Origin of the sequence: Azospirillum sp. B21, assembly GCF_008364825.1 — a bacterium.
Taxonomy (GTDB): domain Bacteria; phylum Pseudomonadota; class Alphaproteobacteria; order Azospirillales; family Azospirillaceae; genus Azospirillum.
In genome coordinates this window covers 29,217-44,800 of sequence record NZ_VTTO01000024.1, presented here as the reverse complement: position 1 = coordinate 44,800, position 15,584 = coordinate 29,217, and the positions used below count along the sequence as shown (strand labels likewise).

Here is a 15,584-nt window from a genome sequence, read left to right as displayed (position 1 = left end):
GGGTCAGCCGCCTCGCTTGGTCGGGCCGATGGCGTGGAAGCCGGTCGGGTCGTCCTGCGGCTCGTCCGTCGCCACACCCCAGCGCAATTCGCTGTCCTGGGCGTAGCGCTTGCCGAGCTGCCACGCGATCTGCGCCCGCGCCAGTTCCACTCCCAGATAAAAGGCATGGCCGGTATCGGTTCCAAGATCGAGCTTCGTAAAAAGGTCGAACGGATCGGTGGCGCGATGGTGGCCGTCGCGGTTGTAGAGATGGATGCCCTCCGCGCTGACCTCCACCCGGAAATTGGGGTCGCGGATCTGTTCCGCGGTCTCGGCGATCTGTTCGGCGTTGCGGACGAAGGGCCGGCGGTCGCGCAGGCACAGCAGGCCGGTGCCGAAACCGCGCGGCATGCTGTGCGCCGCGCGGGCGGCGAAGAACTGGCGCCGCGCCGCGTCGAACTCGCGGATGGCGCGCCGGCAATGCGGGCTGACCTGCACCGCCAGCACATTGCCGATGCGCAGTTCCGAGACGACCCCCATCAGCACGGCGGTGATTCCGGACGTGTCGGCGTCGGTCAGTTCCGTCACATTGCCGATGCCCATCAGGATCTCGGCGTCCGGCCAACGTTCCCGCACCGTACGGTACCGCAGCAGGGAGTCGGTGAAGCCGTGGTGGATCGGCTCCAGGATCGGATCGACCAGGAAGCGCCGTCCGCGGCGGGTCATGGCGTCGACGGCGCGTCCCAGGCTGTCGAGATCCGGCGGGGTGGTCGGGATCAGCACCGGCACCGCATCGCCCTCGTCGGCGAGGTGGACCGTTTCCTCCGTCAGGCTGAGCAGATAGTCGGCACCGGCCCGGTTGGCGCGGCGTAGTTCGTCGGCATTCAGGGAATCGACGCTGACAGTGAAGCCAGCGTCGTGCAGTGCGCCGATCGCCTCCTCCAGATGGGGAAAGGGCGTGTCGGGCAGGCAGCCGAGGTCGATGACGTCGGCGCCATCTGCGCGAAGCTCCGCCGCCTTGGCGAGGATGGCGGCGGTGTCGCGCGACGGGGCGTCCACGATCTCGGCGAAGATGCGGGTGTCGTGCCGGCTGAGGTCGAGCGGGCGGGCCTGCCGCTGGAAGTATTGGGGCAGATCCTCCAACTCGTCGGGGCCACGCTCGACCGCCGTGCCGAAACGGGCGGCGAGGGCGGCTAGATCACCGCGGAACCGGCCCGGCAGCAGGATCAGGTCGGCGCCACGCGCGGAGTCCAGCCGCCGCAGCACGATCTCGGTGGTGGCGAGCGCCGCGACCTTGACGCCGAGATTGACGATGGTCGCCGCGAAGGGCAGGGGGGCGAGCGAGTCCAGCACCTGACGCAAGCGGTTCTCAGCCAGGGAGCCGGTCAGGAATAGGATGTGCCGGGCCATGCCGCCTCCCGTTCCCGCTGCACCCACAGCCGGGTGCCGGCCGCGGGGCCGCCGCGCAGTTCCGCCACGAACAGCGGCAGGTCGTCCCGGCCGACGCAGCGGACCTCCGCCGACCGCCGTTCCATGCGTCCGGGCAGGACCGGGTCGATCACGCCGGCCCGCGCCAGCGCCCGTGCATCCACCGTTCCCGGCGGCAGCGGCGCCGATTTCACCAGCACCAGCCGCTCCGCTCCGAGCCGTTCGGCCAGCCATGCCGCCAACGTGTCGGAGGTGACATCCCAGCTCTCCTCCACATCCGCGTCGGCCGACAGGGTCGCCGGCAGCCAAACCGCCGTTGCCTGCGCTTCCGCCAAATCGGCCATGGTCCGCGCCGGCTGAAGCCCCGGCTCGAGGTCGAGCAGCGCCAGTGCATATTGTTCCATGCCCAGGATCGCCATCCGGTGCGCTGCGGATGCGCCATAGCCCAGCACCGGCTGCGCATCGCGGACCGCATCGGCGAAGGGGCCGCCGCCGGGAACGATGACGATGCGCCGCGCCCGCTCCGCCGCCAGCGCGGCGAGCCAGGGGCGCAGGGCCGGGCCGTTCCACAGGCTGCCGCCCAGCTTGACGACCCAAGTGGCAGGCCAAATCCCACTCATCGCGACTGGTCCCGCGCGCCGGTCAGCACCACGCCGACGCCGGCCGCCTGGGGCACGATCTCCAGCTTTTCCACCTGGACCCGGGCGAAGACCGCTTCCGGCGGCGACAGGCAAAGGGCAAGCAGCTTTTCGGCCAGGACCTCCAGCAGCTGGATGTGCGGGCTTTGCTGGAAGGCCTCGACGCCCTGGATCAGGTATTCGTAGGAGACGACCGCGTCGAGATCGTCGACGAAGGGGCGGTTCGGCACCTCGACCGTGACGGTCAGGCTAACTCGTACGCGCTGGGTGCGGGTCTTCTCATGGTCCCAGACGCCGATGCGGAACTCCCCGACATAGTCGCGCAGCACGAGGTCGTAGCGGCGCATGACGGCGCTGGCGGGCGGCGGCCGCAGGACGTTCATGATGGTGAGGTAGCCGCTCTGTGAATCGTCCGGCATCTTCTGGGTCCTCTTTGCCGCCTGTCCTTCTTGGAGCCGCCCAACTCACTGCTTGGCCGGCGCATGCTCCGCCAGCCGGTGTTCGACCAGCCAGGCGACGCCGCGCGACCAGGCGGCGGCATTGTCGCCGCGGATGTCGCCGCGCGCCGTCGTCACCGCGCGGCCGGTGCCGACATCCTCGACCGCCACGGCGATCCACAGGATCAGGCTGCTGATCTTGCGGACCACGCCGAACACGACCAGATCGGCACCGGCGGCACTCGCGATGTCGGCCTCGCAGCCGTTGCAGGTCCGGATCTGCGTCCCCGGCGGCACCAGCCTTGCCGTGGTCGCGTCGTCGATCACGTCATAGCCCTTGGCGTCCAGCGCCCGGCGCAGCTCCGCGCTGACCCGCTTCAGGCGTTCCGCATGTTCGGCCGTCTGGGGTTCGCCACTGCTGTCCTCAAGCTCCAGATCGAGCACCAGCGTCCGCGCCGATGCGGCTGCTGCGCCCGTGAAGCCCGGTGCCAGACCGAGGACGAGCCCTGCGATCATAGCGGCTGCGATCCTCCTCCCCGCATGATCCATCGGGCTTCCCCTTTTGCGCAGCGGTTCCGATTGCACCGGATCGTTGGTGTTGCCATCATTCTCGGCATGCATCGATTTTCTTCCATCTCCGCTGCGGCTCTGGCCGCGGCACTGATCGCAGGCTCGCCCGCTCTTGCGGCAGCCCAACCGGCTTCTTCGGATCCGAAGAATCCCGACTGGCCCTGTCCGCAGGTTCTGGTCCCGGCCCTGTCGCCGGCTTCGGTCTGGGACGGCCCGTCGATCGACGGGCTGGGGGACGAGTGGCAGCGCGATTCCGCCATTGCCACCCTGGTGCGGCGCGCGGCCGACGACAGCATCGACCCCGCCCGCCTGGAACCGGAAGCGAACGCGCTGGCCGGCCCGGTGCGGAAGGGGGCGGAGCAGGAGCATGATCGCAAGCTCGCGCTGGTCTTCGCCGGCACCTTCCAGACGCTGGACCGCCAGCGCACCGCCGCCATCGCGTCCATCGAGCGCTATGCCCAGCATCAACGGGCCCTGCGCGAGCGTATCGCCGCCGCCCTGCGCGACCTCGACGCCGCGTCGGCCGACCCCGCCCGCGCGCAGGAGATCAAGTCCGCCATCGCCTGGGATCGCCGCATCCTCGACGACCGCCGCCGGGCGCAGAACGCCGTGTGCGAGCAGCCGGCCCGCATCGAACAGCGGCTGGGCCAGATCGCGCGCATGCTGTCGGCGCTTCTGTCCTGAGGGAAGCACTCAGTTCGCCACCTTGGGTTCGGGTTCGACCGTGACGAGTTCGCGGCCTGCGGCCGTCCAGCCGTCGGTGCCGGCCGGGTACCATTTGACCGCCTGATATCCGAGCGCCACCGCGCGTTTGGCGGCATTCCAGCTCATCCAGCAATCCGGCTGGCAGAACACCACCAGCGGACGCTTGCGGTCGCCTGCGGTCAACGCCTCCAGGCTGTTGCGGAAATAGGCCTCCTGATCGGCGGAAGGTGCGCCGTAGCCGACGTTCGGCAGCCAGTGGGCTCCCGGCAGGCTGCGATGGGGCGGCGGGACCCAGCGGCTTCCCGGTGCCAGCCCTTCGGGCTTCGGAGGCGTCGGCAGGACATCGACCAGGACGGCACCGGCCTTCGCCAGCCGTTCGACCTCCTCCGGTCCGACCGTCTCGGCGCCGCGCAGGGTCGGCGGGGTGGGAGCGCGGTAGTCGGCCATGCGGTAGCCGTCCGGTTCGGACACTTCCGCCTTGGCGGACGTCGCCCGGATCGACCCGTCAGCGTTGGCGAGCGGGACATGGTACTCGCCGAGGATGCGGTCGATGTCGCCCTGGCGGCGAACGATGAAGTCGTTCAGCCAGTGGCGCCAGTCCGGCTCGTCCGGGCGGATGCCCATGGAAATCATGTATTGGAAGGGTGAAGCGCCCGGTTCGTCCTTCAGCGGCACGACCGCCAGCGGCACGGACTGCCGGGCGGCGAAGAATCCGGCGATGGGACCCCAGACGATGGCGGCGTCGGTGCGGGCCGCCGCGACATCCTCCACCGCCTGCTGGGCCGGGTGGTGGGCGCGCGTGTCGGTGTCGAGTTGGTAGGGTTCCAGATTGGTCAGCCCGTGGCGCAGCATCACCGCGGACGGCGGCGTGCGGGCGACGACGCCGATGCGGGCGCCCTGCAGAGACGGATCGGCCAGCGTCCTGGCCGTGATCCCGGAATCCCTGCGGTAGACCAGCGCGTAGGTGGACCGGTAATAGGGGTTGGTGTTCTGCATCAGCTCTTCGCCGACCGCCGTCCCCATCACCAGATCGCATTGCCGGGTGCGCAGCGTGTTGCGGACGAAGCCGATGGTCTGTGGCCACCAGGTGAAGGCCAGCGGTACATTGAGCTCGTCCGCGATAAGTTTGGCGATGCGGTTCTCGAACCCCTCCTGCCGGTCGTTGGAGAAGGGAAGCAGGTTGCCGTCGGCGCAGACGCGCAGAACCTCCGTGGGGATGCCTTCCGCAGCAGAGGCGGAGCGGCCGGCGGGTGCCGACGCACAGAGCGCGGCGGCTAGCATCAAGGAAAGGGCGGACCCGCGGATCATGCCGCGCTCACGATGCCGACTTGAACCGCTCGGGGCGGCCGCGGCCGACCTTCTCGTCGGAGCGGGCCTTCAGATACCGGTAGATGTCGGCGAGATTCGACATCACGTTCGGATCGGTGCCGAAGGTGGGCATCACCCGGTCGCCGGTGGCCCCCATGTTGGTGCGGCCATTGGTGACCACGTCGGTGAACTGCCAGTAGTCCATCCGCTTCAGCGAGTCGGTCAGGGCCGGGGCGAAGGACGATCCAAGCCCGTCCGGCCCGTGGCACACATGGCAGGACGAGGCATAGCGCCGATAGCCGTTGTAGGTTCCCTGGTCCACCTTGCCGTCCCGCACGGCGTAGAGCGGCACCCCTTCGTCGTTCACCAGTTCCTCGGGCTCGGCGATCTTCGCTTCCTGCGGTGCGCTTCCGCTCGACGGTGCCTGAGTCGTCTGGTTTTGTGTCGGCTGGTTTTGCCCCGGCTTCTGGGCGGCATCCTGCTGGCCGAACGCGCTGCCGAGGGCCACCGTCGCGGTGAACCCAACAGCGGCGCACAGCCCGATCAGGTATTTGGGCATCTCACTGTCTCTCCCCACTGCCTTTGTTCGTGTCTTGCCATCAGCTTGGAAAAGGGCTTGGCGCCGACCCCCTTCCGGGGCGGCGCCAAGCCTTGGCCGCTACTGGTTGTCCGGAAGCGCGAAGACGGTCAGCGTGCCGCCCAGCTGGGTGTATTCGCCCAGCGACTTGTGCGCGCCGACGGCGCCGAGGCCTTCCTGCTCGCCGGTCAGTCCGGCGGCCAGCCCGATGCCGGCCCAGCCGCCGACACCCGACAGCACGGCGATGTACTGCTTGCCCTTGTGCGTGTAGGTGTTGACGTTGCCGATGATGCCGGACGACGTCTTGAAGTTGTAGAGATCCTTGCCGTCACGCAGGTCGAAGGCCTTCAGATAACCTTCCAGCGTCCCGTAGAAGCCGACGCCGCCCTTGGTCGTCAGGGCGCCGCTCCACACCGCGAAGCGTTCCGGCTTCGACCAGACGACTTTCCCGGCTGCCGGGTCCCAGGCGATGAAGTTGCCCATGCCGCCGTGCGAGTTCGGGGCCGGATACATGCTGAGCGTCGCGCCGACATAGGGCTGGCCGGCCGAATACTCCACCTTGAACGGCTCGTAATCCATGCAGATGTGGTTCGTCGGCACATAGAGCAGGCCGCTGTCCGGCGAGTAGGAGGCCGGCTGCTGGTCCTTCGAACCCAGCGCCGCCGGGCAGACGCCGGTGGTGTTGGTGTCCTCGCCCTGGGCGAAGGTGCTGTATTTGTCGACGACCTTGGGCCGGCCGGTCGTCATGTCGACCTCGGTCGCCCAGTTGACGGTCGGATCGTACTTCTTCGCGACGAGAAGCTCGCCGGTGTTGCGGTCCAGCGTGTAGCCGAAGCCGTTGCGGTCCATGTTGATCAGGACCTTGCGCTGCTGGCCGCCGATGTTGATGTCGGCCAGGACGTTCTCGTTCACGCCGTCATAATCCCACTCGTCGAACGGCGTCTTCTGGAACACCCACTTCGCCTGTCCGGTATCGGCATCGCGGGCGAAGATGGTCATCGACCATTTGTTGTCGCTCTTGGCCCGGTCCTTGTTGACGGCGCGCTGCGCCGGGTTCCAGGTGCCGGGGTTGCCGGTGCCGTAATAGATCAGGTTCAGCTCGGGATCGTAGGTGTACCAGCCCCAGGTGGTGCCGCCGCCGATCTTCCACTGGTCGGCCGGCCAGGTCTTGATGCCGAGGTCGGGCTCGCCGATCGGCTTGCCCATCATCAGCGTCTTCTGCGGGTCAATCATCACGTCCTTGTCGGCACCGGTCGAATAGGCCCGCCACACCATCTTGCCGGTGTTGATGTCGTAGGCCGTCAGATGGCCGCGGACGCCGAACTCGCCGCCGCTGATGCCGACATAGACCTTGTCCTTGACGACCAGCGGGGAGGCGGTCAGCGTCTCGCCCTTGCTGGCGTCGCCGTTCTTGGCCGACCACAGCATCTTGCCGGTCTGCGCATCAAGCGCCACCAGCGTGTTGTCGGCCTGACCCAGGAAGACCTTGTTGCCGGCCACCGCGACGCCGCGGGTGACGGTGTCGCAGCACATCACGGGGATGACGGACGAATCCTGCTTGGGTTCGTACTTCCACTTGATGCGGCCGTTGTCGTTCAGGTCCAGCGCATAGACGATGTTGGGGAAGGGCGTCGATATGTACATCGTGTCGCCGATCACCACGGGGCCACCCTCGTGCCCGCGCAGCACGCCGGTGGAGAACTGCCAGACCGGCCTGAGGTTCTTCACGTTCTCACGGGTGATCTGGTCGAGCGTGCTGTAGCGCTGGCCGGCATAGTTGCCGAGCTGCATCGCCCAGTTGGCCGGATCCTTCTGATTCTTCAGGGTGTCTTCGTTGGCATAGGCGACCGTGGCGGTGGCCGCCTGGATCGCGGCAGTGACGAGCAGACAGCGCACAAAGGGGTTCATCTGTTTCCTCCCGTTTTTTTAGGGGTGGTCCGTGGTCCCAGGGACTGTGCGACGACAGGCGGCGGTGTCGGTGAAGCGGTCTTTTGAGAGGGCGGTCTCCCTCCATCGTTGGCGCGTGATGTCGATCAGGCGGCGTCGGGGGTGCATCCGCACCCAAAGTTCCGAATCACAATGTTTCCGGCATCCAGGCGTGCCGGTATCAACTGCCGGAGCACGGCCCTTGGCGGGGTTCTAAACTGCCCAGCATTATGTTGGTGATGCTGACAATCAGTTTGCTCAAATAAAGATAGGCTGTGAAGATTATTTTCCGCCGCCGTTCGAAAGTTTTTGAACGAAGCGAAATAGTGGGTAGTTGAAACCAGAAGCGGTAATCAGAACGGTGGACATGGTCGAGCTGGCGCTCGCGCGATCAGGCCTGTTCCGCCGGTCCGCCCCGTCTTGCCCACAATCCGCGGCCCGGATCATAGGCCAGCACCGCAGCGCCGAGGAACAGCGCGAGGCAACCGGCCACCCACAGCAGGGCGGTGACGTCGACTCGGAGATACAGGCTGAAACGGATCAGCTCCACCGCCTGGGTGAAGGGGTTGTAGGCGGCGATCAGGTACAGGGTCGGGCTGCCTTCGCGGATGCGCCAGAGCGGGTAGAGGGCAGAGGAGGCGAAGAACATCGGGAAGATGACGAAGTTCATCACCCCGGCGAAATTCTCCAACTGCTTGACGAAGGACGACAGGAGCAGGCCCAGCGCCCCCAGCATCAGCCCGCTCAGCACCAGCGCCGGCAGCACGGCGAGATAGCCCAGCGGCGGCGGCTCCACCCCCCACAGCCATGCGATACCGAGGAAGACATAGACCTGCGCGATCGACACCGCGACGCCGGCGAGCAGCTTGGCGACCAGCAGGTACCAGCGCGGCAGCGGACTGACCAGCAGCGTGCGCATGCTGCCCATCTCGCGGTCGTAGACCATCGACAGGGAGTTCTGCATGCCGTTGAACAGCTGGATCATCGCGACCAGTCCGGGAACGACATATTCGTCGTAGAGGATGTAGGTCTCGTAGGGCGGGATGATCGACACGCCCAGAACGGCGCGGAAGCCCACGGCGAAGATCGCCAGCCAGACCAGCGGCCGGACCAGTGCGGCGAAGAAGCGCTCGCGCTGGTGCAGGAAGCGCAGGCCCTCGCGCACGATGATGCTGCGCAGGCAGTACCAGTAGGTGGCGGCGCTCATGGCCGGCGCTCCCCCGCCGTCAGGGCGGCGAAGGCGGCGGGCAAGGCGGCCGTGCCGGTTTCGGCGCAGACCTCGCGGACACTGCCGGAAGCGCGCAGACGGCCCTGGTGCAGCACGACGACGGAGTCCTCCGCCGCCGCCTCGTCCATCAGGTGGGTAGCCCACAGCACGGCAAGATCTTGTTCGCGGCAGAGCGCGCGGACATGGGCAAGGATGTGGCGGCGGGAATCCACGTCGAGCCCGACCGTCGGCTCGTCGAGAAGCAGCAGGCTCGGGCGGTGCAACAGGGCGCGGGCGATCTCCACCCGGCGGCGCTGCCCGCCGGACAGGGCGCGAACCTTGTCGTCGGCGCGGTCGGACAGGCCGATGCGCGCCAGTTCCTCCCGCGCGCGGGCTTCGCAGTCCGATGGCCGCATGCCATGCAGGCCGCCATGGTAGCGCAGGTTCTGCCGCACGGTGAGGTCGAGGTCGAGCGTCGGCTGCTGGAACACGACGCCGATGCGCTCCAGTGCGCGGGTCGGCTGGCGCCGCAGGTCGAAGCCGAAGATGCGGATGTCGCCGCTGCGGCTGGAATAGAGCCGGGTGATCAGCGAGAACAGCGTGGTCTTTCCCGCGCCGTTCAGCCCCAGCAGCATGGTGAAGCCGGCCGGCGGCACGGTGAAAGACACATGGTCGAGTGCCACGCGCTTGCCGAAGCTGTGGCTAAGGTCCTCCACAGCCAAGGCGGCCACTGATGGGGCGGCGTGTTCGTGAATTGCGGAAATCGACGGAGACTCCGGAAGCACCACGGCCTCGAACATCCTGTCTTCCCCAACTGTCTTCCCCAACGGCCTTTCCAACTGTCTTCCCATGGGCCGCACCCCCGTCTTCACCCGAATGGGCGCCGGAAGGGCGGCATACGCCGTTGTTCGGAAGGGTGATTGCCAAGATGGCTTTGATGCAAGATTGTTGGGATTGCGGATGAATGTTCAAGGCGCTTTCGCGCCGGGACGTGAGCTTGACCCCGACCATACTCCCGAAGAGTGACGTCCTGGTGGTGGCGCTGTCGGCGCGGGCGCTGGCGGCCAGCGCGCGGCGCAGCGGACTGGGCGTCGCGGCCCTCGACCTGTTCGCCGATGCGGACACCGCGGCCATGGCCGACCGCTGTCTCGCCCTGCCGTCAAGGCGGCTGCGCATTCCCGGCCCGGCGCTGCGGCGCGCCATGGCGGCGCCCGATCTGCGCGGGGTGCCGCTGGTCTATGGCGCCGGTTTCGAGGACAGGCCGGCGCTGCTGGCGGCGCTGGAGCGCGATCGGCCGGTTCTCGGCAACGCCGCGGGCACGGTGGCAAGGCTGAAGGACCCGTTTGCCTTCGCCGCTCTGCTCGCCCGCCTCGGCATTCCGCATCCGGAGATCGCCTCGTCGCTATCGGATGATGGCGGGGGATGGCTGATGAAGCGCGCCGGTGCCAGCGGCGGCGGCCACATCCGGCCGCTGGGGCGGCGCGTGCCGGCCGGACATTACCTCCAGCGCCGCATGCCTGGGCGTCCGGTGTCCCTGCTGTTTCTCGCCGATGGACGGCGCATTCTGCCGGTGGGGTTCAGCCGGCAATGGGTGGCGCCGGCGCCCCGCCAGCCCTGTCGCTATGGCGGCGCGGTCGGCCCGCTGCCGGTGCCGTGGATGCGCGAGGGGCTCGCCGCGGCCATGACCGATGTCATTTCGCGGATCGCTGCGGAGGTCGGGCTGGTCGGGCTCAACAGCGCCGATTTCCTGGTCGGGCCGGGGGGCTGGTGCCTGTTGGAGATCAACCCGCGGCCGGGGGCGACGCTGGACCTGTTCGACCGTGCGCCGATGCCGGGCCTGCTGGGCCTGCACATGGCCGCCTGCTCCGGGGAGTTGCCGCAGGCTCTGCCATCCATGGCCGGCTGCCGTGCCGCCATGGTCGTCTACGCGCGGACGCCGATTCAGTTGGACGGCCGCATGCGCTGGCCTGACTGGACCGCCGACCGTCCTTGTACACCGGCCCATATCCCGGTGGGTGCGCCGATCTGCACCGTGCTCGCAGACGCCGCCGATCCGGTGGAGGCCCGTCGCCTTGCCGGCTGGCGCGCGCGGGAGCTTTTCCGGCGGTATGCGCTGGCGGAGGCGGCATGAGCGGCGTGGTCGCCCTGTTCACCGATGGTGCCGACTGGCACGCGGCAAGGCTGGAACAGGCGATGACGTGCCGCGGCGTCGAGTGCCGCCGCGTGCCGCTGAGCGCCTGCGGCTTCGCCGTCGGGCGGACGGAGACGGGTCTGCTGCTGCCGGGGTTCGGCGATGCGCTGCCGGCGGGGGCCTTCGTGCGGGTGGTCGGGCAGGGCAGCTTCGAACAGGTGACGCTGCGCTTGGGGGTGCTTCACGCGCTCAATCGGCTGGGGGTGCCCGTCTACAACACTGCCCGCGCCATCGAGCGTTGCGTGGACAAGAGCACCACCAGCTTCCTGCTGGCCCAAGCCGGACTGCCGACGCCGCCCTCGGTCGCCGTGCAGGATGTGGCGACAGCCTGCGCGGTGGTGGAGGCTTGGCCCGACTGCGTGCTGAAGCCGCTGTTCGGCGCCCAGGGCCGCGGCCTGCGCCGCCTGCCGCGGCCGGACGACGTACCGGAATCGGAGGCCGTGGCCGGCGTCTATTACCTGCAGCCCTTCGTGCCGCCCCGCCGCGAGGCCGAGTGGCGCGACTGCCGGGTCTTCGTGGTGGGAGGGCGCGCGGTGGCGGCGATGATCCGCCATGGCCGCAGCTGGATCACGAACGTCCATCAGGGGGGACGCTGTGAAGCCCTGGCGCCGGAAGGCGCGGTTGCCGAACTGGCGGTGCGTGCCGCGGCGGCGGTCGGTGCCGACTATGCCGGGGTCGATCTGATTTCCGCCCCCCACGACGTAGGGCAATGGCTGGTTCTGGAGGTGAATTCGATGCCCGCATGGCAGGGGCTTCAAACGGTCAGCGACGCCGACATCGCCGACGCGCTGGCGGCGGATTTCCTCGTCCGTGTCGAGGCAGCCGCATCGCGAGGGCGGCAATGACCGCCCGCATGCTGCGGCTGTTTCCCGGTCCATCGGAAGACATGGCGCTCGACGGGGCCTATCTCGCCCACCGCCTGCATGAGCGGGGGAGTGCCGGGTCGCCCTTCGTCTATGCCAGCTTCGTTGCCAGCCTGGACGGGCGCATTGCCCAGCGCGATCCCGTCAGCGGAGAGAGCCGGCTGCCTGCCGGGCTGGTCAGCGGCAACGACTTCCGGCTGTTCCTGGAACTCCAGGCGCAGGCGGACTGCATGGTCACCCATGGCGGCTATCTGCGCGATCTGGCGGCCGGACGGCTGGACAATGTGCTGCAGGTGGGGACGCAGGATGCGACGCGGGATCTTGCGCGATGGCGCACCGACAACGGCCTCACGCCCCAGCCGACCCTGGTCATCGCCAGCGCCAGCCTGGATTTCCCGATGCCGGACTCTCCGGCCCGCCATGGCCAGCGTGTGGTCATTGCCACCGGTGCCGCGGCGCCGGCCGAGCGTATCGCGCGGTGGCGTGCCGCCGGCCATGAGGTGCTGATTGTCGGGGCAGGGGCGTCAGTGGAAGGCGCGCCGCTGGCCGATGAACTTGGCCGGCAGGGGCTGCGCAGCATCTATCTGCTGACGGGGCCGCGCATGCTCGACACCATGCTGCGGGACCACAGGCTTTCCCGCTTGTACCTGACCACAGCCCATCGCCTCCTCGGCGGTGAGAGCTTTCACAGCATGCTGGCCGGGCCGGAACTGGGCGATGCCGGCCGGCTGCGGCTTTGCGCGCTGCATTACGATGCCAGCGCGCCGGACGGCACCGGGCAGTTCTTCGCCCATTTCGAGCCGCGGCCGGCCTGAGTGGCCGAAGTGAACGCTTCTTTTTGAGTGGGAACGTTCCGTGCCGGTTACAGGCCGGCGCAGGCGTAGGCGTTGATTTCCGTGCCGACCCGGATTTCGGCGGTCTTCGGTTTGCGCCAGGTTTTCATGTCCGTTTCCTCCGCTGGGATGGGCAGACCGGCATGATTGCCATGAAGCCCATTAGGAAATGGTACCGGTGATGTCCCGGCGCCACCATCACCCGAATGGATAGAGAAGTGAGAATTTAGGCTAGTTCTTTGTGCGGTGCGAAATGAACTGCGCGACGATCCCTCTTTGGAATTGGAGTAAATCAACGCGTTAAGCGCTGATATGGCGCAATCTCGTATTGGCTGTTTATTTGAAAAAAATGTTTCCATCAGTCCGGCATCGGCGCCCAGCCTGATTTTGGCGCACAGGGCTAATCGCATGATGGTTTGATGACAGAAGGTATTCGGTCCTTTTTCGCTGCTCCGCTCAAGCAAGGCTGAAGGTTGGCAACCAATGTCCACCATTGCAAAGCCCCTCTCCCGCGACGAGAGAGGGGCTTTCAAGGAGAGCGGATCGCGGTGAGAAATCAGGCGGCGAACGGATGCTTCGCGACGTCCTTCTGGCTCATCAAATCCTTGGCGGTGGGATAGCCGGACACCGCGCGTTCGATGGCCTCCTTGGTGGCGCGGTAGTTGTAATCCTGGATCTTGGCGTTGTCCTTTGCCTCCCAATGGATGAAGACGCCGACGCAGATGAAGATGTTGTCGATCTCGTCCTGCGGAATGGTGCCCTCGGCCACGCAGTCGGCGACCGCCTTGGCGACGCCGTGCTGGGCCGGGCCGAACATCTGGACCGCCTGTTCCGCACCCTTGATCGTGACCTTGTTGAACAGGATGGTCGAGGGCTTGCACTGAAGATTGGGGGCGATGACCGCCAGCAGGCTGGTGAAACCGTCCTTGTTGTTGGTCAGCGCGTTGCAGAAGGCGGTCTCCGCGGCACTGCCGCGCGGCCCCATGATCAGGTCGATGTGGGCCACCTCGTTCCCGTCGCCGACCAGAGACTCACCCACCAGCACGCGATTGATTTTCGGGGATGACCCCTGCCACATGCCCATCGCCGTTTTCTCCCATGTTTTTGAAAATCATTGGAGGACCGCCGCAGTCATGCGGTCACGCCGGTCAACTCGATCCTGTCAGCTCAATCCGGCCGGTTCGCCGGAAACGCGGCGTCTGGATTGTCTGTGAGTTCCGGCGTCGGTCACGGTGGGCATTATGCCAGTTTGTTTGTTTGTATAACAAACTCACAAAAGGGTTCCGGAGTACCTTGAAATCGCAGCCGCCGTCTTCGTGCCGCACCAGTCTCGACTGGGAAGGCATGACCGTTCGGTGGTTGTTACCCCATCTTTGCGGCGGCTGCGATCGGTCCGCGGGATGACGTCACTGCTGTCCCTGCTTGTCGGTCGATCCACCCGCCCCGCCCTGCGTCACCGGGGCGCCGCCGATGGTGCCTTGACGCTGCTGCGGCAGCGACGTGTCGGGCAGTTGTCCGGTCGGCGACGCAGCGCCGCTTCCCGAGGCCGAACCGGTGGCCGAACCGGTGGCGGAACCGGTGGCGGAACCGGTGGACGTGCCGGAACTGCCCTGGGGCACCGGAGCGCCGCCGATGGCACCCTGGCGCTGGCCGGGCAGGGAGTCCGACGGCAATTTCCCCTCGGTCGCCGCCGGGGCGTTCTGGGTGGTGGTGCCGGTGGCGGACTGGGCGGAAGCCGCCGGGGCCATGGCCGCTACGCCGAGAATGCCGGCACCGATTACGGCTGCACAGGCCAGGGCACGGACCGGGCCTTTGGAGAGCTTCATTGTCATGATTACACCTCCCTAGGGCCGGGCCGTCGCCGACAGCCGCCGCCGCACCCGGCCTTCCCCCTCAACCGGGCGCTGCGGTCGCGGGTTCCGCGATGTCGTCACCTACCCATCATGGCTTGACCACGACCCCCCAGGGTGCGCCGCCGACCGCGATGCTCTTGATGACCTTGTTGCGCTCCAGGTCGATCACCGACAGGTCGTTGCTGATCCCGTTGGTGGTGTAGAGCCGCTTTTCGTCCGGCGAGAAGGCGAGGTTCCAGACGCGCTGGCCGACCAGGAAGTACCGTTTCACCTCGAAGCTCTCGGTGTCGATCTCGGCGATCCGGTTGGCGGGGCCGAGTGCCACGAAGGCGCGCTTGCCGTCGCGGGTCATCTGGATGCCGACCGCCTGGATCGCCTCGCGCCGGACGCCGGTGACCTCGAAGCGGATTTTCTTCACCACCTTGCGGGTGCCTGCGTCGATGACGCTGACCGTGCCGCCGATCTCGCTGGACACCCAGACATGCTTGCCGTCGTCGCTGAACCGGGCGACGCGCGGCCGGCTGTCGACCAGCACGTTGCCGACGACGGCGCGTTTCTCGGTGTCGATGAAATGCGCCATGTTGGTGGTTTCGGAGGTGTTGACCAGAATCTTGCCGTCGGGGCTGATGCCCATGCCTTCCGGCTCCACCCCGACCTGGATGTTGCCGATCGCCTTGCGGCTGGGGATGTCGATGATGGTCACCATGTTGTCGTCCTCGTTGGCGACATACAGCCGGTTGCCGTCGGGGGAGAGGACGAACAGCTCCGGATCGGGGCCGGAGGGCAGGGAATGGACCACTTTGCCGCTGGCGATGTCCACCACATCGACGCGGTTGTCGTCGCCGGCGCAGACATAGAGCTGCGTCCCGTCGCCGCTCAGCGTGATGCCGCGCGGCCGGCGGCCGACCTTAATCTTGTTGGTGATCTGCAGGCTGTCGCCGTCGACCACGGCGATCTGGTTGTCCTTCTCGTTGGACACGAAAATGGTTTCGGCCAGCACCGGCTCGGCGATCAGGACCGGGGCGGCGAGGAACAGCATGGTGCACAGTAAGGAACGCATGGGGTGGTC

Annotated in this window: 17 protein-coding genes; 4 read left to right on the top strand and 13 right to left on the bottom strand. The window is 67.4% G+C overall.

Going from position 1 to position 15,584, the window contains the following annotated elements:
* Positions 1–3 precede the first annotated feature (3 nt).
* The 4 genes from FZ983_RS30700 to FZ983_RS30685 are packed head-to-tail and all read right to left on the bottom strand — an operon-like array spanning position 4 to position 2,998.
* Positions 4–1,389, bottom strand: a complete 1,386-nt coding sequence (locus FZ983_RS30700; protein WP_149228351.1) for a DUF6513 domain-containing protein — start codon at positions 1,387–1,389, stop codon at positions 4–6.
* Positions 1,365–2,027: an aspartate/glutamate/uridylate kinase gene (locus FZ983_RS30695; protein WP_149228350.1), complete on the bottom strand. Its 663-nt coding sequence runs from the start codon at positions 2,025–2,027 to the stop codon at positions 1,365–1,367. The genes FZ983_RS30700 and FZ983_RS30695 overlap by 25 nt, the downstream gene beginning before the upstream one ends.
* Complete coding sequence (locus FZ983_RS30690) at positions 2,024–2,464, bottom strand: dihydroneopterin aldolase (RefSeq protein ID WP_149228349.1); 441 nt, start codon at positions 2,462–2,464, stop codon at positions 2,024–2,026. Before FZ983_RS30690 ends, FZ983_RS30695 begins: the two co-directional genes overlap by 4 nt.
* A 45-nt stretch (positions 2,465–2,509) precedes the next feature.
* Positions 2,510–2,998 (bottom strand): DUF3280 domain-containing protein, encoded by a 489-nt coding sequence (locus FZ983_RS30685; RefSeq protein ID WP_149228348.1) that lies wholly within the window; start codon positions 2,996–2,998, stop codon positions 2,510–2,512.
* 99 nt (positions 2,999–3,097) lie between these two features.
* On the opposite strand from FZ983_RS30685, the gene FZ983_RS30680 reads away from it, so the two are divergent.
* Positions 3,098–3,736 carry a hypothetical protein gene (locus FZ983_RS30680; protein ID WP_247884049.1) on the top strand — a complete coding sequence of 213 codons (639 nt, stop codon included), beginning with the start codon at positions 3,098–3,100 and terminating at the stop codon, positions 3,734–3,736.
* Between the two features lie 9 nt (positions 3,737–3,745).
* Here the strand turns inward: FZ983_RS30680 and FZ983_RS30675 are convergent, their stop codons facing one another.
* The 5 genes from FZ983_RS30675 to FZ983_RS30655 form a co-directional block, all read right to left on the bottom strand.
* The gene (locus FZ983_RS30675) at positions 3,746–5,065 is read right to left on the bottom strand and encodes a quinoprotein dehydrogenase-associated putative ABC transporter substrate-binding protein (protein ID WP_149228347.1); all 1,320 of its coding nucleotides are present in this window, start codon (positions 5,063–5,065) and stop codon (positions 3,746–3,748) included.
* A 7-nt stretch (positions 5,066–5,072) separates the two neighbouring features.
* The gene (locus tag FZ983_RS30670; protein WP_149228346.1) at positions 5,073–5,624 is read right to left on the bottom strand and encodes a c-type cytochrome; all 552 of its coding nucleotides are present in this window, start codon (positions 5,622–5,624) and stop codon (positions 5,073–5,075) included.
* A gap of 99 nt (positions 5,625–5,723) precedes the next feature.
* Positions 5,724–7,550 carry a methanol/ethanol family PQQ-dependent dehydrogenase gene (locus FZ983_RS30665; RefSeq protein ID WP_149228345.1) on the bottom strand — a complete coding sequence of 609 codons (1,827 nt, stop codon included), beginning with the start codon at positions 7,548–7,550 and terminating at the stop codon, positions 5,724–5,726.
* 409 nt (positions 7,551–7,959) lie between these two features.
* Positions 7,960–8,775, bottom strand: coding sequence for an ABC transporter permease (locus tag FZ983_RS30660; RefSeq protein ID WP_149228344.1), 816 nt, complete (start codon positions 8,773–8,775; stop codon positions 7,960–7,962).
* Positions 8,772–9,575 (bottom strand): ABC transporter ATP-binding protein, encoded by an 804-nt coding sequence (locus tag FZ983_RS30655; RefSeq protein ID WP_149228343.1) that lies wholly within the window; start codon positions 9,573–9,575, stop codon positions 8,772–8,774. Before FZ983_RS30655 ends, FZ983_RS30660 begins: the two co-directional genes overlap by 4 nt.
* Positions 9,576–9,766: 191 nt before the next feature.
* Between FZ983_RS30655 and FZ983_RS30650 the strand changes: the two genes are divergently transcribed.
* From FZ983_RS30650 to FZ983_RS30640, 3 genes are read left to right on the top strand one after another with little or no spacing between them, the layout of a single operon-like run.
* Positions 9,767–10,906, top strand: coding sequence for an ATP-grasp domain-containing protein (locus FZ983_RS30650; RefSeq protein ID WP_247884053.1), 1,140 nt, complete (start codon positions 9,767–9,769; stop codon positions 10,904–10,906).
* Positions 10,903–11,811 carry a RimK family alpha-L-glutamate ligase gene (locus FZ983_RS30645; protein ID WP_149228341.1) on the top strand — a complete coding sequence of 303 codons (909 nt, stop codon included), beginning with the start codon at positions 10,903–10,905 and terminating at the stop codon, positions 11,809–11,811. The genes FZ983_RS30650 and FZ983_RS30645 overlap by 4 nt, the downstream gene beginning before the upstream one ends.
* A complete protein-coding gene (locus tag FZ983_RS30640) occupies positions 11,808–12,644 on the top strand; it encodes a dihydrofolate reductase family protein (RefSeq protein ID WP_149228340.1) in 837 nt (278 codons plus the stop codon). The genes FZ983_RS30645 and FZ983_RS30640 overlap by 4 nt, the downstream gene beginning before the upstream one ends.
* A 47-nt stretch (positions 12,645–12,691) precedes the next feature.
* On the opposite strand, the gene pqqA is transcribed toward FZ983_RS30640, so the two are convergent.
* The 4 genes from pqqA to FZ983_RS30620 form a co-directional block, all read right to left on the bottom strand.
* The gene (gene pqqA / locus FZ983_RS34925) at positions 12,692–13,156 is read right to left on the bottom strand and encodes a pyrroloquinoline quinone precursor peptide PqqA (RefSeq protein ID WP_247884048.1); all 465 of its coding nucleotides are present in this window, start codon (positions 13,154–13,156) and stop codon (positions 12,692–12,694) included.
* A gap of 62 nt (positions 13,157–13,218) precedes the next feature.
* Positions 13,219–13,746, bottom strand: coding sequence for a formaldehyde-activating enzyme (fae, locus tag FZ983_RS30630; protein WP_176581455.1), 528 nt, complete (start codon positions 13,744–13,746; stop codon positions 13,219–13,221).
* Between the two features lie 322 nt (positions 13,747–14,068).
* Complete coding sequence (locus FZ983_RS30625; RefSeq protein WP_149228339.1) at positions 14,069–14,494, bottom strand: hypothetical protein; 426 nt, start codon at positions 14,492–14,494, stop codon at positions 14,069–14,071.
* A 109-nt stretch (positions 14,495–14,603) separates the two neighbouring features.
* Complete coding sequence (locus FZ983_RS30620; RefSeq protein ID WP_149228338.1) at positions 14,604–15,575, bottom strand: PQQ-dependent catabolism-associated beta-propeller protein; 972 nt, start codon at positions 15,573–15,575, stop codon at positions 14,604–14,606.
* Between the last annotated feature and the right edge of the window lie 9 nt (positions 15,576–15,584).